General features: G+C 66.2%; 12 protein-coding genes and 1 pseudogene. 4 read left to right on the top strand and 9 right to left on the bottom strand.

Going from position 1 to position 16,827, the window contains the following annotated elements; genetic code table 11:
• Positions 1–678: 678 nt before the first annotated feature.
• A complete protein-coding gene (locus CXR42_RS11840) occupies positions 679–1,653 on the bottom strand; it encodes a type I glyceraldehyde-3-phosphate dehydrogenase (protein WP_103257786.1) in 975 nt (324 codons plus the stop codon).
• Between the two features lie 74 nt (positions 1,654–1,727).
• Positions 1,728–5,303 (bottom strand): hydantoinase B/oxoprolinase family protein, encoded by a 3,576-nt coding sequence (locus CXR42_RS11835; protein WP_103257785.1) that lies wholly within the window; start codon positions 5,301–5,303, stop codon positions 1,728–1,730.
• A gap of 211 nt (positions 5,304–5,514) precedes the next feature.
• Between CXR42_RS11835 and CXR42_RS11830 the strand changes: the two genes are divergently transcribed.
• The 4 genes from CXR42_RS11830 (at position 5,515) to CXR42_RS11815 (ending at position 9,426) form a co-directional block, all read left to right on the top strand.
• The gene (locus CXR42_RS11830) at positions 5,515–6,615 is read left to right on the top strand and encodes an ABC transporter substrate-binding protein (RefSeq protein ID WP_219727948.1); all 1,101 of its coding nucleotides are present in this window, start codon (positions 5,515–5,517) and stop codon (positions 6,613–6,615) included.
• 98 nt (positions 6,616–6,713) lie between these two features.
• On the top strand, positions 6,714–7,589 hold the full coding sequence (locus tag CXR42_RS11825) for an ABC transporter permease (protein ID WP_103257784.1): 876 nt from the start codon (positions 6,714–6,716) through the stop codon (positions 7,587–7,589).
• Entirely contained in the window at positions 7,586–8,368 is a 783-nt protein-coding gene (locus CXR42_RS11820) for an ABC transporter permease (protein WP_103257783.1), read from the top strand. Before CXR42_RS11825 ends, CXR42_RS11820 begins: the two co-directional genes overlap by 4 nt.
• Positions 8,368–9,426 carry an ABC transporter ATP-binding protein gene (locus CXR42_RS11815; RefSeq protein ID WP_103257782.1) on the top strand — a complete coding sequence of 353 codons (1,059 nt, stop codon included), beginning with the start codon at positions 8,368–8,370 and terminating at the stop codon, positions 9,424–9,426. Before CXR42_RS11820 ends, CXR42_RS11815 begins: the two co-directional genes overlap by 1 nt.
• A gap of 45 nt (positions 9,427–9,471) precedes the next feature.
• On the opposite strand, the gene CXR42_RS11810 is transcribed toward CXR42_RS11815, so the two are convergent.
• The 7 genes and pseudogenes from CXR42_RS11810 to CXR42_RS19785 form a co-directional block, all read right to left on the bottom strand.
• Positions 9,472–11,556 carry a 3'-5' exonuclease gene (locus CXR42_RS11810; RefSeq protein ID WP_103257781.1) on the bottom strand — a complete coding sequence of 695 codons (2,085 nt, stop codon included), beginning with the start codon at positions 11,554–11,556 and terminating at the stop codon, positions 9,472–9,474.
• 1 nt (position 11,557) lies between these two features.
• On the bottom strand, positions 11,558–11,950 hold the full coding sequence (locus CXR42_RS11805) for a response regulator transcription factor (RefSeq protein WP_103257780.1): 393 nt from the start codon (positions 11,948–11,950) through the stop codon (positions 11,558–11,560).
• Between the two features lie 3 nt (positions 11,951–11,953).
• Positions 11,954–12,475, bottom strand: coding sequence for a hypothetical protein (locus CXR42_RS11800; protein WP_103257779.1), 522 nt, complete (start codon positions 12,473–12,475; stop codon positions 11,954–11,956).
• Between the two features lie 10 nt (positions 12,476–12,485).
• On the bottom strand, positions 12,486–14,309 hold the full coding sequence (locus CXR42_RS11795) for a DUF294 nucleotidyltransferase-like domain-containing protein (RefSeq protein ID WP_103257778.1): 1,824 nt from the start codon (positions 14,307–14,309) through the stop codon (positions 12,486–12,488).
• Between the two features lie 61 nt (positions 14,310–14,370).
• Positions 14,371–16,317: a sodium:solute symporter family protein gene (locus tag CXR42_RS11790; RefSeq protein WP_103257777.1), complete on the bottom strand. Its 1,947-nt coding sequence runs from the start codon at positions 16,315–16,317 to the stop codon at positions 14,371–14,373.
• Positions 16,318–16,322: 5 nt separating this feature from the next.
• Complete coding sequence (locus tag CXR42_RS11785; protein ID WP_103257776.1) at positions 16,323–16,580, bottom strand: DUF4212 domain-containing protein; 258 nt, start codon at positions 16,578–16,580, stop codon at positions 16,323–16,325.
• A gap of 71 nt (positions 16,581–16,651) precedes the next feature.
• Positions 16,652–16,827 (bottom strand): annotated as a pseudogene (locus CXR42_RS19785) (adenylate kinase); the annotation flags it as partial.

The following is a 16,827-nucleotide window of genomic DNA, read 5'->3' as shown; positions in this document are numbered from 1 at the left end:
TGCGGCACAGTATTGGCTACCCCGAACTCGGAACTGGACCAGGGCGCGTGGTCCGCGTCGGCTTTCAGCTCGCGCCGGCACACCCCGGATTCGGTGCATTGCAGGGCCTGTCGGGCATTCCAGACGATCCCGGACGGAGGATGGAGAAAGGCGCTTGGTAAGCGTCGGCTCCGCCCGGACGCTGCGGAATCATGGAGTGGGACACGGCCCCGGCGCACCCGCACGTAAGGCTGGACCAAGGGGCTCAGCCCGCGCAGGGATGCGGTGCATTGCAGGGCCCGCCGGGCAGTCCCGACGATCCCGGACGGGGGCTGGAGCAAGGCGCTCGACCAACGCCGGCATGACCTCGAGGAGTCCGTTGCGGGCCTGCGGCACAGTCCTGGCGAACCGGGCTGCAAGCTGGACCAGGGCGCGTGGTCAGCGTCGGCGTGGCCCGGACGCTGTGTGTTGCGGGGTCCAGGACGCAGTCCTGGCGAACCGGACCTGAGGCTGGGTCAGGGGGGCTCAGCCCGCGCAGGTACTCCTCGGATGCGGTGCATTGCAGGGCCCTGCCGGGCAGTCCCGACGACCCCGGACGGGGCTGGATCAAGGCCCCAACAGGTCTTAACAAATGCTGAACGCCCACGCTCAAGTCATTGTTTTTGCGTGACAACCCGGATTTGTCCACCGTGGACAGGGTCAGCCCATCCGCAGGGCAACATCCAGCATCCGGTTCGAGAATCCCCATTCGTTGTCGTACCAGCCGAACACCCGCAGCATCCCCCCGGCCGAGATCTTCGTCTCCGGGCAGGCCATGACCACGCTCTCGGGCCGGGCCCGCAGGTCAGTCGAAACCAGCGGCCGGTCGGTGGCGCCGATCACCCCCCCGGCCGCGCGGAAGGCCGCGTTGACCTCTTCGACCGAGGGGCGCTTTTCGGTGATCAGGTGGAAGTCCACGCAGGACACGCTGGCCACCGGAACCCGCACCGCCTGCGCCACGATCCGCCCGGCAAGGTCCGGCAGCACCCCGTCCAGCAGCCGCGCGGCCGAGGTCGTGGTCGGCACCATCGACAAGGCCGCCGCCCGGCTGCGGGGATAGTCGGCTGCCGGGGCATCCACCGTGGGCTGGCTGCCTGTGTAGCAGTGGACCGTCGTCATCGAGCCAGTCACGATCCCCCAGTTCTGATGGATCAGCCGCGCCAGCGGGGCCAGGGCATTCGTGGTGCAAGAGGCGTTCGAGACGATCCGCTGGTTCCCCAGCCGGTCCTCGTTGGCCCCCAGGACCAGCGTCACCTCCGCCGCCGCTGACGGCCCCGAGACCAGGACCCGCCCCGCCCCCGCCCGCATCCCCCGCGCGGCCACCTCGCGGCCGTCGGCCCGGCCGGTGCATTCCATCACCAGGTCCACCCCGGCGAGGTCCAGCACCGACAGGTCCGGCGTGCGGTGCAGCGGCACCCGACGGCCGTCCACAACCAGCGCGCCCCCCTCCAGCCCCACCGCGCCGCGCCAGGGTCCGAAGACGCTGTCATACTCGAACAGGTAGGCGCACATCTCGGGCGCGGCGATGTCGTTGATCCCGACGATCTCCAGCCCCGGCCACTTGCCCGGGGCCTGCAGCCAGGCCCGCAAGACCGAGCGGCCGATCCGGCCGAACCCGTTGATGAACACCCGCATCCTGCCCCCCCCCACATCGGTCGGCGCAGTCTCAGCACGGGCGGCGCGCGGCTTCAACCGGGGTCTTGTGCCCGTCACAATCCGCCCCAGCCGCCCCCGCCAGGAGTTCGCATCTCAAACTCCGCCCCGGCGGGCAGGTCACGTTCGTCGTTGCCCTCCAACCTCTCTACCCGGCCGTCGGGCCAGTGGACCAGGTTCTCGCCCACCGCGCCCGGCCCGCCACCCGCCCCGCCGAAGGGTGCGATCTTGCGGCTGCCGCAAAGGGTGGTGACCGTCACCGGCGCCAGGAACCGCAGCCGCCGCACCGCCCCATCGCCGCCGCGCCACTGCCCCACCCCGCCGGAGCCTTCCCTGATCCCGAACCCCTCCAGCCGGACGGGGAAGCGTTTTTCCAACACCTCGGGGTCGGTCATCCGGGTGTTGGTCATGTGGCTTTGCACCGCCGCGCAGCCTGCAAACCCCGGCCCCGCCCCGGTGCCTCCCGCGATGGTTTCATAGTTCTGGAAGCGGTGGTTGCCCCAGATGAAGTTGTTCATCGTCCCCTGCGCCGCCGCCACCACGCCCAGCGCACCATAGAGCGCGTTGCAGGCGGACTGGCTGACCTCGGTATTCCCCGCGATCACGGCAGCGGGGGCGCGCGGGTTCAGAAGCGACCCCTCAGGCACGATGATCCGCAGGGGGGCGAGGCAGCCTTCGTTCAGCGGGATCGGCTTGCCGACCAGCGTGCGGAAAACATACAGAACCACCGCCCGCGTCACCGCCTGCGGGGCGTTGTAGTTGCCAAGGTGCTGCGGGCTGGTGCCGGTAAAGTCGATCGTGGCCGACCGGGCCTGACGGTCGACCTGGATCGATACCTGAATGGTCGTTCCGATATCCATTGGATAAGTGAACGATCCGTCACTTAGTCGGTCGATCACGGCGCGGACGCATTCCTCGGCGTTCTTCTGGACATGGCCCATATAGGCCGCGACCACATCTGCGCCATGGGTGGCAACCACACGCAGCAGTTCGCGCCGCCCGGTTTCATTCGCCGCGATCTGCGCCTTCAGGTCGGCCATGTTCTGATCGATCGACCGGCACGGCCAAAGCCCCGAAGCGAGCAGATCACGCGTCTCGCCCTCGCGCAGGCGGCTCTGGACCACCAAGGGGAAGAGGTCGATGACCACCCCTTCCTCTTCGATCGTGCGGCTGTCGGGCGGGCCAGAGCCGGGGGTGCGGCCGCCGATATCGGCGTGATGCCCGCGCGAGCCCAGCCAGAAGGCCGGGCGGCCCGCAACGAAAACCGGGGTGATCACGGTCACGTCCGGCAGGTGCGTTCCGCCGTTCCAGGGCGAGTTCAGCATCCAGGCGTCGCCCTCGCGCGCCGTGGCCCCGACGGCGGAGATCACCGTCTTGACCGCGTGGGACATGGAACCAAGATGCACCGGCACATGCGGGGCATTGGCCACCAGATCCCCGGCGGCGTCAAAGATGGCGCAGGAAAAGTCCAGCCTTTCCTTGATGTTGACCGACCATGCGGTGTTCGCCAGTGTCGCGCCCATCTGGTCGGCGACCGACATGAAAAGGTTGTTGAACACCTCCAGCAGCACAGGATCGGCCTTGGTCCCCGCTGCCGGGGGACGGGCGATGGCCGTCACGCGGCGCAGGATCAGGTTTGCCTGGGCGTCCATCTGCGCTTGCCAGCCGGGTTCGACGATGGTGGTGGCGGTGGCCTCGGTGACCACGGCGGGGCCGCTGATGCGGGTCGCGGTCCCGCAGTCAGCGCGCCGATAGAGCGGCACGTTGGACCAGGCCCCGGCGATCCACAGCCGCAGGTGATCCACGGGCTGGCCAGCGCCGGGGCCGGGGGAGAGGTCGGGCAGGTTCGCCCCGCCGCCCTCGGCCTCAACCGCCAGCATCTCGAACAGGACCGCGCGTTCGGGCGAAGTAAAGCCGAAGCGGGCCTGATGCGCGGCGGCGAAGTCGCGGAACATAGCCTCGGCCGGGCCGAAGGGCACGGGCAGCGACTGGTGCGAGCCGTCATAGCGCAGATGGGCAGTCCGGGTCACCTGCGGCTGTGGGATACCCTGGGCGGCAAGTTCGGCCGCGGCCTCGGCGGCAAGGGCGTCGATCCGGGCGCGGGCCTGGTCCAGTTGCGCAAGGGACGCGTCGAACTGCACCTCACGCAAAGCGCGCAGGTTGGCAAGGCCCATCCCGAAAGCCGAGAGGACCCCGGCCTGGGGATTCAGGAACACGGTCCGCATTCCCAGCGCATCGGCGACCCCGCAGGCATGTTGCCCGCCTGCCCCGCCAAAGCATTGCAGCGTGTAGCCGGTCACGTCATGCCCGCGCTGGACGCTGATCTTCTTCACCGCGTTGGCCATGTTGTCGATGGCGATGCGCAGGAAGCCTTCGGCGATCACCTCGGGCGGGTCGAGTCGGCCAGTTGTTTCGGCGACCTGTTGGGCCAGGGCCCGGAACTTCTGCCGGACGATTTCGGCGTCCAGCGGCTGGTCGCCGTCGGGCCCGAACACGGCCGGGAAATGGGCGGGCGACAGGCGGCCCAGCATTACGTTGCAGTCGGTGATGGTCAGCGGCCCGCCCCGGCGATAGCTGGCGGGGCCGGGATTGGCCCCGGCGCTGTCCGGGCCGACCTGGAAGCGGCCGTCGCGGAACGAGCAGATCGACCCGCCCCCTGCGGCAACGGTGTGGATGTCCATCATCGGCGCGCGCATGCGGACGCCCGCCACCTCGGTCTCGAAGCTGCGCTCATAGGTGCCGGCATAGTGGCTGACATCGGTCGAGGTGCCGCCCATGTCAAAGCCGATCAGCCGGTCAAAGCCCGCCGCCTGGGCCGTGGCGACCATGCCGACGATCCCGCCCGCTGGGCCGGAGAGGATGGCGTCCTTGCCCTGGAAGCGGTGCGCCTCGGTCAAGCCGCCGTTCGATTGCATGAACAGCAGCCGCCCGGTCGCCCGCCCCATGTCCAGGGCGCCTTCGACCTGGGCCACATAGCGCCGCAGGATCGGCGAGAGGTAGGCATCGACCGCCGTGGTATCCCCCCGGGGAACCAGCTTGGCCAGCCGGCTGACCTGGTGCGACAGCGAGATCTGGGTGAACCCGGCCTTGGCCGCCAGCTGGCCGACCCGCGCCTCATGCGCCGGGTTGACGTGGCCGTGCATCAGGGCGACGGCCACCGCACGGATGCCTTCGGCGTGGGCCTGGGCCAGCGCCGCGCGGGTGGCGGCTTCGTCCAGGGGGCGGACCTCCTGCCCCTCGGCGTCCAGACGGCCGGGAACTTCGGCCACGGTTTCGTACAGAAGATCGGGGCGGCGGATGTTCAGCGCGAAAAGGTCGGGCCGGGCCTGCGTGCCGATGCGCAGCAGGTCGCGGAAGCCCTCGGTGATCAGAAGAAGGACGCGTTCGCCCTTCCGTTCCAGCAGCGCATTGGTGGCTACCGTGGTGCCCATCTTGATCGCAGCGATGGCGCCATCAGGGATCGGCTGACCGGGGGCCAGGCCCAGGCAATCGCGGATGCCCTGAACAGCGGCGTCGGGATAGCGCTCGGGGTTTTCCGACAGAAGCTTGGCCGTCACCAGCCGTCCATCCGGCGCGCGGCCGACCACATCGGTGAAGGTGCCGCCACGGTCGATCCAGAATTCCCAGGCCATGGCCCCCCCGTTCTTTGGCGCCGACCCTAGCCAAGCTTTGCGGCCGGGTGAAGGGCTCGCCCCCTGCGTGTAAAGGAAACGTCGCACTGGAATCCTGTTCGTCAGGCGCGTAACAAGGTTGGGCCAGATACCGGCACGCCCCACAGGATCTGTCACAAACCTGTCGGAGACGCGGGCTACGGGATGTCGGTCAACACAGGAGGACGACCCTATGATGCTTAAAACCGCCCTTGGAACGGCAAGCCTTGTGGCCATGCTGTCGGCAACCGTGGCTTCCGCACAGTCGCTTGCGGACCTGGAAGCCGCCGCCAAGGCCGAAGGGATGCTGTCGACCATCGCCCTGCCGCACGACTGGTGCGGCTATGGCGACGTGATCGCCGGCTTCAAGGCCAAATACCCCGAGATCACCGTGAACGAGCTGAACCCCGACGCGGGCTCGGCCGACGAGCTTGAGGCCGTGAAGGCCAACAAGGACAACAAGGGCCCGCAGGCGCCGGACGTGCTGGACGTGGGTCTGGCCTTCGGTCCTCAGGCCAAGGCCGAAGGGCTGACCCAGCCCTACAAGGTCGCGACCTGGGACGAGATCCCGGCCGAGGTCAAGGATGCCGAAGGTCACTGGTACGCCGACTATTACGGCGTGATGTCCTTCATGGTGAACACGGACCTGGTCGAGAACGTGCCGCAGGACTGGGCTGACCTGCTGAAGCCGGAATATGCCGGTCAGGTTGCTCTGGCGGGCGATCCGCGCGCCTCGAACCAGGCGATCCTGGCGGTGCTGGCCGCTGGCATGGCGTCCGGGGCTGCCCCCGGCGAAGAGGCCGGCAAGGCGGGGCTTGAGTTCTTCAAGCAGCTGAACGAGGCGGGCAACTTCGTCCCGGTCATCGGCAAGGCCGGCACGCTGGCGCAGGGCACGACGCCCATCGTCATCATGTGGGACTATAACGCGCTGGCAGCCCGCGACACCCTGGCCGGCAACCCGCCGGTCGAGGTCGTGGTGCCGAAGTCGGGCGTGCTGGCTGGCGTCTATGTCCAGGCGATCAGCGCCTATGCGCCGCAGCCGAATGCCGCGAAGCTGTGGATGGAATACCTCTACAGCGACGAAGGTCAGCTTGGCTGGCTGAAGGGCTACTGCCACCCGGCCCGCTTCAACGCGATGGTCGCCGCTGGCAAGGTCCCGCAAGAGCTGCTGGACGCGCTGCCCCCGGCCGAATCCTATGAAGCCGCCTATTTCCCGACGCTGGAAGAAGTGGACGCGAACAAGGCCGCCGTCACCGGTGGCTGGGACGCGACCGTCGGCGCCAACGTCGAGTGATCTGACCTGAGACCTGCCCCGCCCCGGTCCATCCGGGGCGGGCACCACTTACCGGGGCCGCCAGACGCACCGGAAGCCAGACCGACAAGGGACCGACCATGCCAGAAGCCCCACCGCGCCACCGGCCGAAATGGCGCCTGCCCGTCGAGTGGCTGGGCATCCTGCCTTTCGTCGCCTTCGCGGTGCTGTTCCTGGTCCTGCCGACGATGAAGATCGTCATCGGCGCCTTCCAGTCGGCCGATGGCAGCTTCACGCTGCAGAACCTGATCGACCTGAACACCGATTCGATCCGCAACGCCTATTGGACCTCGATCAAGCTGTCGCTGATCACCGCCCTTCTTGGCTGCGCCGTGGGCTTTGCCATGGCCGCCGCCGTTGTGTTTGGTGGTTTGCCGAAACGGGTGCGCGGGCCGCTTTTGACCTTTTCGGGCGTCGCCTCGAACTTTGCCGGTGTGCCGCTGGCCTTTGCCTTCATCGCGACCATCGGACCGGCCGGGCTGATCACGCTGGAGCTGCGCGACGTCGGCATCAACCTGCGCGCCCTTGGCTTTAACCTTCTGTCCTTCTGGGGTCTGGTCGTCACCTACCTGTTCTTCCAGATCCCGCTGATGATCCTGATCATCATCCCGGCCCTTGACGGGCTGAAGCGCGAATGGCGCGAGGCGGCCGAGGTGCTGGGTGCCACCGCCACGCAATACTGGCGGATGGTGGCGTTTCCGATCCTGTTCCCGTCGCTTCTGGGGACCTTCGCGCTGCTCTTTGCCAATGCCTTCGGCGCGGTGGCCACCGCCTTTGCGCTGACCGGGCCACAGTTGAACATCGTGCCGATCAAGCTGTTCGCCCAGATCCGCGGCGATGTGCTGGGCAACCCGAACCTTGGCTATGCCCTGGCCTTCGGGATGATCGTGATCACCGGCTTTGCCAACGTGATCTACATCGTCTTGCGCACGCGGTCCGAGAGGTGGCTGAAATGAAGCGCCTTGTCGCTTGGGCAGTCCTGCTGCTGGGCTGCCTTTACTTCCTCTTGCCGCTGATCGGGATGACCGAATTCAGCCTGAAGATGCGGCGTGGCGAGTATTCCTTTGACGCCTATGCCCGCGTCTTTGAGGACCCCCGCTTTTGGGAGACGTTCAGCTATTCGCTGACGCTTGCCGCCGCGACCATCGTCTTTGGCGTGCTGCTGGTGGTGCCGACGGCCTATTGGGTACGGCTGAAACTGCCGCAGGCCCGCCCCATCATCGAGTTCATCACCCTCTTGCCGCTGGTGATCCCGGCCATTGTGATCGTGTTCGGCTATATCCGGCTTTACAACACTTCGTCCTTCCTGCCGCTGACCGGATCGGCCTTGGGGACGGATATCCTGCTGACGATGGGCTATGCCACGCTGGCCCTGCCCTACATGTACCGGGCCGTGGATACCGGGCTGCGGACCATCGATGTTGCCACCCTGACCGAGGCTGCACAAAGCCTGGGCGCGGGCTGGTTCACCATCCTGGCGCGGATCATCCTGCCGAATGTCCTGGTCGCGGTCCTGTCCGGGGCCTTCCTGACCCTGGCCATCGTGATTGGCGAATTCACCATGGCCGCCCTCTTGAACCGCCCGGCCTTCGGCCCCTTCATGCAGCTTCTGGGCGCCAACCGCGCCTATGAGCCGCCCGCCCTTGCCGTGATCGCCTTTGCCATCACCTGGGGCTGCATGGGGCTGATCCAGCTTGTCACCCGCTTCTCGAAACATGAAAGAGCGAAAGCCTGATGGCCTTTCTTGACCTGACCAACCTGGAAAAGATCTTCGGCACCAACCGCGTGGTCAAGGACTTCAGCCTAGGGATCGAAAAGGGCGAGTTCGTCTCGCTGCTTGGCCCGTCCGGCTGCGGCAAGACCACGGTCCTGCGGATGGTCGCGGGGTTCGAGATGCCGACCTCGGGCGGGATCAGCATCGACGGGCAGGACGTGACCGACCAACGCGCGAACCAGCGCAACATCGGGATGATGTTCCAGGCCTATGCCCTGTTCCCGAACATGACGGTGGCCGACAACGTGGCCTTCGGGCTGAAGGTCAAGGGCGTGCCCCGGGCCGAGCGTGAGGCCCGCGTCAAGGAGATGCTGGAGTTGATCGGCCTGCCGGAACTGGGCACGCGCTTTCCGTTCCAGCTTTCGGGAGGGCAACAGCAGCGTGTGGCGCTGGCCCGCGCCCTGGCCCCGCGACCCCGGGTCCTGCTTCTGGACGAACCCCTGTCGGCGCTGGACGCCAAGGTGCGCGTCTCGTTGCGCAACGAAATCCGCGATATCCAGCGCGAGTTGGGGATCACGACAATCTTCGTGACCCATGACCAGGAAGAGGCAATGTCGATCTCGGACCGGATCGTCGTGATGAACGGCGGCATCGCCGAACAGGTCGGCGCCCCGTTCGAGATCTACAACAACCCCAACACCCGTTTTGTGGCAGGCTTTGTCGGCACGTTGAACATGCTTACCGCCAAGGTCGAGGATGCAGCCACCGGCACGGTGACCGTCGACGGCCAGCCGCTGCGTCTGGGCAAGCCCGTGACGGCCGCCAAGGGCGCCACGGTGACGCTGGCCCTGCGGCCCGAGGCGATCCGCCTGGGCCGGGCCGAGGGACGCGAGGTTGTGCTGCCCGCGACGGTGGCCGAGGTAAACTTCCTGGGCTCGGTCATCCGGATCAAGGCGCGGGTCGCCGGAACGGTCGTGGCGTTGGACACGTTCAACCGCCCCGACCAGCCGCCCCCGCCCCTGGGCAGCCCGACCGAGATCAGCTTTGCCGCGGCCGACGCGATCGTGCTGCCGGATTGATCCTGGCGGCAAGGTCGCGAAAGTCCGGCGCATCTGACCGCTTCGTCAGGCGTTCAAGTCCTTGAGCAATCTGGCATGGCGCCGGACCTCGTTCACCACGGTTCCGAAGGTGGACAGGTTCCGGCCTTGCAGAATCCGAACCAGCCGGACGAAGACTGCGGCGGTCGCCCTGGCGTCGCCGATTGCGGTGTGACGGGCCTCTTCCGGGATCGTGACGCCCAGGCGGTGGGTCAGCGCATCCAGGCTGTGAACCTCATGCTGTCCAAAGACGACGGCCGACAGCAGGACCGTGTCCAGCACGGGGTGGTCGAAGCGCAGGCCAAGCTCCTCTTCCCGTCGGCGCAGGAACTGCATGTCGAAGGGGGCGTTGTGCGCGATAAGCACCGCGCCTTCGGCAAAGCGGTGGAAGCTGCGCAGGGCCTCGGCCACGCTGGGGGCGTCCGCGGTCATCGCCTCGGTGATGCCATGCACTTCGGTGGATGCGGCGGGAATGGGCCGGCCGGGATTGACGAGCGTATCAAAGACCTCGTTCTCGACAATGCGCCCGTTGACGATGCGAATGGCGGCAATCTGGACAATCTCGTCGCCCTGTTCCGGCAGGAGCCCGGTCGTCTCGGTGTCGAAAACGACATAGTCCAGGGCGGTCAGGCTGGTCTCGGCGACGGCTTCGTTCCGTTCGCGGTCCAGCAGGTCAAAGTCATAGACCACAGCCCGCTTGACGGGTGCGGGACGGCGCACCTCGCGCCGGACTTGATGAAGCGGCAGGCAAAGCGACTGCCCGGCCTCCCACCGTTCGGGCCAGATCTCGGTCCCGTTGTCCCGCAGGACCGACCGGCCGGTCACGTCGGGAATGTTGCGGTCCAGGGGTTCCTGCAGCCATTTCTCCAGCTTTGCCACGGACAGCGGCGGACCTTGCCAGACCAGGCGGAGGCAGGCACCGGCTTTTTCTTCTTGCGCGATGATCCCGAAAGCCTGCGAAAAGCCGTCATTGCGCATCTGGTCGGCAAGCCGGGCCAGCAATGAGACCAGCCCGAACGCATCGCATTGCAGTTGCAAGGGTGCCGCCTGGGCCAAGGTGACGGTCATGCCACCCGCCTCGATCCGGGCACTGATGCTGTCGATCAGATCAGAGGCCCGGATCGTCGACATCTGCCAGCCATCAGAGCGCAGCGCGTCGCCCCGGCGGGTCAGGTCGGTGATCGTGTCGACCAGAACACCGACCTCTTCGCGAATGGCCTTGTCGATGCGCCCGGGAACGGCCCCGCCTTCGGGCAAGGCCGCGATCAGCACCGAGAGATTGGCCGACGGGCGGCTGATCCGCTCGAAAACCTCCAGCATGAAGGCGTCGCGGGCAGATTTGGCGGTCAGATCGCTGGTCACGTCGCGCAAGGTCAGCACATACCCCGGACGTTGCCGCTCACTGCCCAGCGGTTCGATCAATCGCATCCGGGCCGACAGAATCCGGTCCCCGCTGGCCGTGGCGCAAAGCAGGTCGACGGCGGCTTCGCGGTCCTCGGTGGCGATCAGGCGGTCATGGGCCATGCGGATCGGGCCTTCGCGCAAATAATCGAAGAGCCGGCGATCCAGCCGTGGACCCTCGGCCGAAGAGCCGACCAGATCAGAGGCTTGACCATTGTAGAACACCAGCTGGTGCGCGCCGGAACACAGCAGGACCCCGACCGGCACGTCAGACAGCAGCGTTTCCAGCCGCTGCTTTTCCGCGGAAAGCCGCGAGGTTTCGCGCGCGACGGATTCGGCCAGCGCGCTGCGCGTCTCGGTCAGGCTTTCGGCCGCGGCCCGCGCGGACGGCGCGAGATCGCCCAGATAACGGGCCATCGCGGCGTCAACCTCGCCGTCGACACTGGCATGGGCGCGGGCCCGCAGCGTCCCGGCAAGGATGTCGATCGGCTTGGCGACATTCACGTCGAACAGATACCAAAGCCAGGCAACCAGCCCCAGGCTGAGGAAGCCAGCAACGATGCCAGCCTGCAGGAAGGCGTTCAGAACCCGCGGATCGGCCTGCCGCGAATAGGCCAGAAACAGCCCCAGCGTCACGGCCCCAAGGATGCCCGCGGCCAAGCCCGCGAACAGCAGGAAGATCCGGGTTCTAAGGCCTAGCGACGCCAGCATGTCAGGCTCCGCTGGTCAGAAGATGCCTGACCTCTGCCCTCAGCTCCTTTGGGTCGAAGGGTTTGGAGATGAAGCCGTCAGCCCCAAGGGCCATGCTCTTGCGCCGTTCCATGATCGATCCGCGTGCCGTCATGATCAATATCCTGACGTCAGAGAGGGCCGGATCAAGCCGCGTCTCCTGGCAGATTTCATAGCCCGAGACGTCGGGCAGCATCACGTCAAGCAGGACCAGACCCGGACGGGTCGCGCGGATATGCTCGACCGCGCCCGAGCCGGTGGCCCAGCGGTCGACGTCATACCCTTCGCGGGTCAGAAGAAACTCCAGCGCCAGGGCAACGTTGTCCTCGTCCTCGATCACCAGGACGCGCTGTTTGTCAGGCTCTGTCTCTACCATGCCTCACCTCCCCGTGCAGGCGGCGGCGCCGATCGCATCGTTTTCCGTGAAGGCCAGCCAGTCCGCGCCGGTCAACTGGCCCGCCGCGTCGATGCGGACGGTTTCGGTCAGCAAGGCTGACTGCCGATTGGCGCAATCGACGACCATGAACCCGTCCTGTACGCCCTGCCAGCGGACAAAGGCATAGACCGGCGCCAGGACCAGGGCGGCATTGTCCGGGTGCGGCGCAAGCTTGCGGGTATCCATCGCTGTGAACGCGGTGGTCAGCGGGACGACAAAGGTCCAGGGGCGCAGCGGGCTGGGCGTGTCATCGCTCCAGACGATCGCCACACCTTCGGGTAAGCCGGCCTCGATGCGGCTGAACCAGTCATATTCGCTCCAGACCGTGAAGGCGATCATGCCCAGGCCCGCAGCGGCCGGCGTGATCCACTTCGGCAAACGGTTGCCGGACAGCCTGCGCGCCAAGGCCGCCATCCCAGCAAAGGCGATGGCGGCGACAATGGCGGCGATCAGTTCAAGAGCCATCGGTACTTACTCAGGACATGGCCCCGCGGGAATGTCCCACGGAGGATTGCATGGTGCGCACGACGACAAAGGCATCGCGCAGGTGAGAGCGTTCGAAATCCGACAGGTCAGACAGGGACAGGTAGTTGTTCGGCTTCTGGCCCTGCCGGATTTGCCGCGCCTGATGTTCAAGGCGGGTGCGCGCGATCAGGTCATAGGCATCGATCAGATCTCGCGCGCCCGAAGGCGAAATGACGCCTGCGGCTTCCGCAGCCTCTAGCCGGGCGCGGGTGTTCACGGCACCAAGCCGCCCCAGCAGCGCATAGACGCGGCCAAGGTCTGTCACCGGAACCACACCGTTGTGCTTCATGTCGATATGGTTCTTGTGCTCGCCCGACCGGATGGTGGCGATCCCGCGCAGCAGACCCAACGGCGGCGCGTGCTTCAGCGAATTCGCCACCATATGCGCGACGAAGATCGTGTTGTGTGAGGCTTTCTCCAGCGTTTCCTGCTGCAAGGTCTGAAACAGAGAGGTGTCGCCGTCGATCGGCCGCAGATCGAACATGACCGAGGCCAACATCTGCGCCGTCGGATCGGGACGGTTGATCCAGCCGGTGAAATACTCGCGCCAGACCGACAGCGGCTGGCACCAGCGCGGGTTGGTCGCCATCATGTCGCCGGGGCAATAGACATAGCCGCAGGCATCCAGCCCGTCCGACACGCACCGCGCGAGGGCTGCGAAATAGGTCATGTCGTCGGGCGTGGCGGCATCGTCCAGGATCATGCAGTTGTCCTGGTCCGAGACGCTGGACTGCTCCTGTCGGCCCTGCGACCCGCAGGCCAGCCACAGATATGGCACCGGCGCCGGGCCAAGATCACGTTCTGCCAGGGCAATCAGGCGCCGCGTCACGGTATCGGCGATGTCCGTGGTCAGGCGCGTCACCACCTCATGCGCGTGGTGGGCCCCGACAAGCTGGGCGACCAGCCGCGGAATCCGGGCGGTGATTGCGGCCAGTTGTCCGACGGTCTCGGCCATCGCGGCATCGCGCACGAACTGGGCCGAGGATACTGCCTGATATCGGGTCAGATCGGTCTGGGTGACGATCCCCACCAGTGTCCCGCCCTCGATGACGGGCAGGTGGCCGATGCGCCGCTCCAGCATCTGGTGCAGCACGTCGGACCCCAGCGCCGTCGGGGCAAGGGTCACCGGGTCCCGGGTCATGATCTGGGTCACCGGCACGTCTGCAGACAGCCCCTCGGCAAGCACGCGGTTGGTGAGGTCCCGCGTCGTCACCAGCCCGGCGAACCGCCCCGCCTCGGTGACCCCAAGGCATGAGACGTGCCGGTCGCGCATAAGCCGCGCCGCCTCGCGCACGGACAGGTCGTGCGGAACAGTGATCGGCCCTCGCGTCATCAGGTCGCCGACCTTTTGCGTGGTGATCTCGGCCACGCGGGCTTCCGCCACCCGGCCGCGCTGGAAGAAGCGGCGGAAGGCGGCTTCTTCGTCGAATAGTCGGCGGAACTCTGTCACCGGCAGCAGCAGCACCACGGTGTCCTGCGTCGCGCGGGCAGTGGTCGCGGCAAGGCCGTCACGCATCAGGCCGCGCTCGCCAAAGCTGTTGCGCGGCCCAAGGAGCGAGACGATGTCCCCCAGCGTGTCAATGATCTCGACCGCGCCTTCGTGGATCAGGAACAGACCGTCAAGGGTCGATCCCGCCGCGTAGATGGTCCGGCCGGCAGGGAAAGTCCTGTAGCCGAAGGAACGGGCAACGCGTGCCCGCTCGTCCTGTGACAGGCTGTCATAGGGATGCACCGTCTCAAGGAAGCTGATGATGGTTTGAAGGTCTTCGTCCATCGCGCTGTCCTGGAAAGGGTAAGGGGACGGCCCCGGCCGAAGCCGGGACCGTCCATTTCCGTCAGTGCGCCTGAGCCGCACCGGCACCTTTCGGCACGCGGATCGACTGGATCAGGTCCTGCACGTCCTGCGGCGGAGCCTTGGTCATGCCAGAGACGACATAGGCGACCACAAAGTTCAGCACCGCACCGATCGGGCCGAAGGCCGCGGGCGAAATGCCCAGGAAGTGCGCGTCGGGCGTGTTCGGCAGCATGTTCGTATCCGGGATGAAGAACCAGCCCAGGTAGAGGAAGATGTAGACCGCCGTCGAGATCAGGCCGACGATCATACCGGCAATGGCGCCTTCCTTGGTGACGCGGGTCGAGAAGATACCCATCATCAGCACCGGGAAGATCGTCGCTGCCGCCAGACCGAAGGCCAGCGCCACCACCTGCGCGGCAAAGCCGGGCGGGTCAAGGCCAAGCCAGGTCGCCAGCACGATGGCAAAGGCCATCGAAATCCGGGCCGCCAGCAGTTCGCCCTTTTCGCTGATGTTCGGGTTCAAGGCACCCTTAATCAGGTCGTGGCTGATGGCCGAGGAGATGGCCAAGAGAAGGCCCGCAGCCGTCGACAGCGCGGCGGCAAGACCACCGGCGGCGACAAGCGCGATCACCCAGCCCGGAAGCTTGGCGATCTCGGGGTTGGCAAGCACCATGATGTCGTTGTTCACGGTGGTCAGTTCGTTGCCCACGATGCCTTGTGCGGCCAGCGACTGGCCACCCAGCATCGCCGCTTCCAGCGCCGCGTCGCGTGCGGTGGTGGCTTCGGCAACCGCAGCTTCCAGCGGCGCCTTGTCGGCATCGGCGGCAGCTTCGGTCAGGGCTTTCTGTGCGTCAGCCACTTTCTTGTTGGCGTCGGTAACCGCCTTCGGCTCGTTGAAGTACTGGATCAGCCCGTCGCCGTTCTTGTCGGTAAACGCCAGCAGGCCGGTCTTTTCCCAGTTCCGAATCCAGATCAGTTCCGGGTTGCTGTCGATCTCAGCAATCGAAAGCGCGGGCTTCGAGAAGGTGTCACCGTCGATGGCACCGGGCCAGAAGGTGGTGGTGATGTTCAGACGCGCCATCGACCCGACCGCCGGGGCGACCGTGTACAGCAGCGCGATGAACACCAGCGCCCAGCCGGCCGAGACGCGGGCATCCGACACCTTGGGCACGGTGAAGAAGCGGATGATCACGTGCGGCAGGCCCGCGGTCCCGATCATCAGCGACATCGTGACAAGGAACATGTTCAGCATGTTCGTCGTGTCGGCAGTATAGGCGGTGAAGCCCAGGTCGGTCACCACCTGGTCAAGCTTGTCCAGGAAGTACACGTCATTGCCCGACGGGGCATAGCCGCTGACCAGCCCGACCTGCGGCAGGAACGCGCCGGTCAGGTTCAGCGAGATGAAGATCGCCGGGATGGTATAGGCCGTGATCAGAACGACATACTGGGCCACCTGGGTATAGGTGATGCCCTTCATGCCGCCGAACACCGCATAGGCGAACACCACGGCCGAGCCGATCAGCAGACCGGTCGTCGTCGAGACTTCCAGGAAGCGCGCGAAGGTCACGCCCACGCCCACCATCTGCCCGATGACATAGGTGATCGAGATCACCAGAAGGCAGACCACGGCAACCATGCGCGCCGAGGTGGAGTAGAAGCGGTCGCCCACGAATTCCGGCACGGTAAACTTGCCGAACTTGCGCAGATACGGGGCCAGCAGCAGCGCCAGAAGCACGTAACCGCCGGTCCAGCCCATCAGGAAGACCGAGTTGTTGTAGCCCCCGAAGGCGATCAGACCCGCCATCGAGATGAAGGATGCGGCAGACATCCAGTCCGCCGCCGTCGCCATGCCGTTCATGACGGGGCTGACGCCCTGGCCGGCGGCATAGAACTCGGACGTCGATCCGGCGCGTGCCCAGAACGCGATACCGAAGTACAGCGCGAAGGATGCGCCGATGACGATGAGGTTAAGGGTAAACTGATCCATTTCCCTTACTCCTCAACGCCATGCTCTTTGTCGAGCTTGTTCATCTTTGCGGCATAGGCAAAGATCAGCACGAGAAAGACGTAGATGGATCCGTTCTGCGCGAACCAGAACCCGATATCGGCGCCGCCGATATGGATCCCCGAAAGCGCGGGACGCAGTAGGATGCCAAGGCCGAAGGAACACGCGAACCAGATGATCATCGAAATGGTGATCACCCGGATGTTCGCGGCCCAGTAGGCGTTGGACGATGTCTTGTCCGCCATGAGTGCTACTCCCTGAGGTTTCTTCTCTCTCCACGACCGCTCCCCCAGGCTTGGGGACGCGGCCCTCCCCTTTACGCCGTCACGTTTTCGACGATATTTGCGAGTGCGTTTCGGATGTCAGCGATGTGTCCCATCGCGTTGATCCGTTGGAGCACGGCCTTTTCGTCGTAATACGCGATCAGCGGTGCCGTCTGGGCGTGATAGGCGGTCAGCCTTTCGCGCACCGTTTCGGCGGTGTCGTCGGCGC

Source organism: Tabrizicola aquatica (genome assembly GCF_002900975.1).
Lineage (GTDB): Bacteria > Pseudomonadota > Alphaproteobacteria > Rhodobacterales > Rhodobacteraceae > Tabrizicola > Tabrizicola aquatica.
The sequence above is the reverse complement of the archived record's forward strand: the minus strand, read 5'-3'. Positions and strand labels throughout refer to the sequence as shown.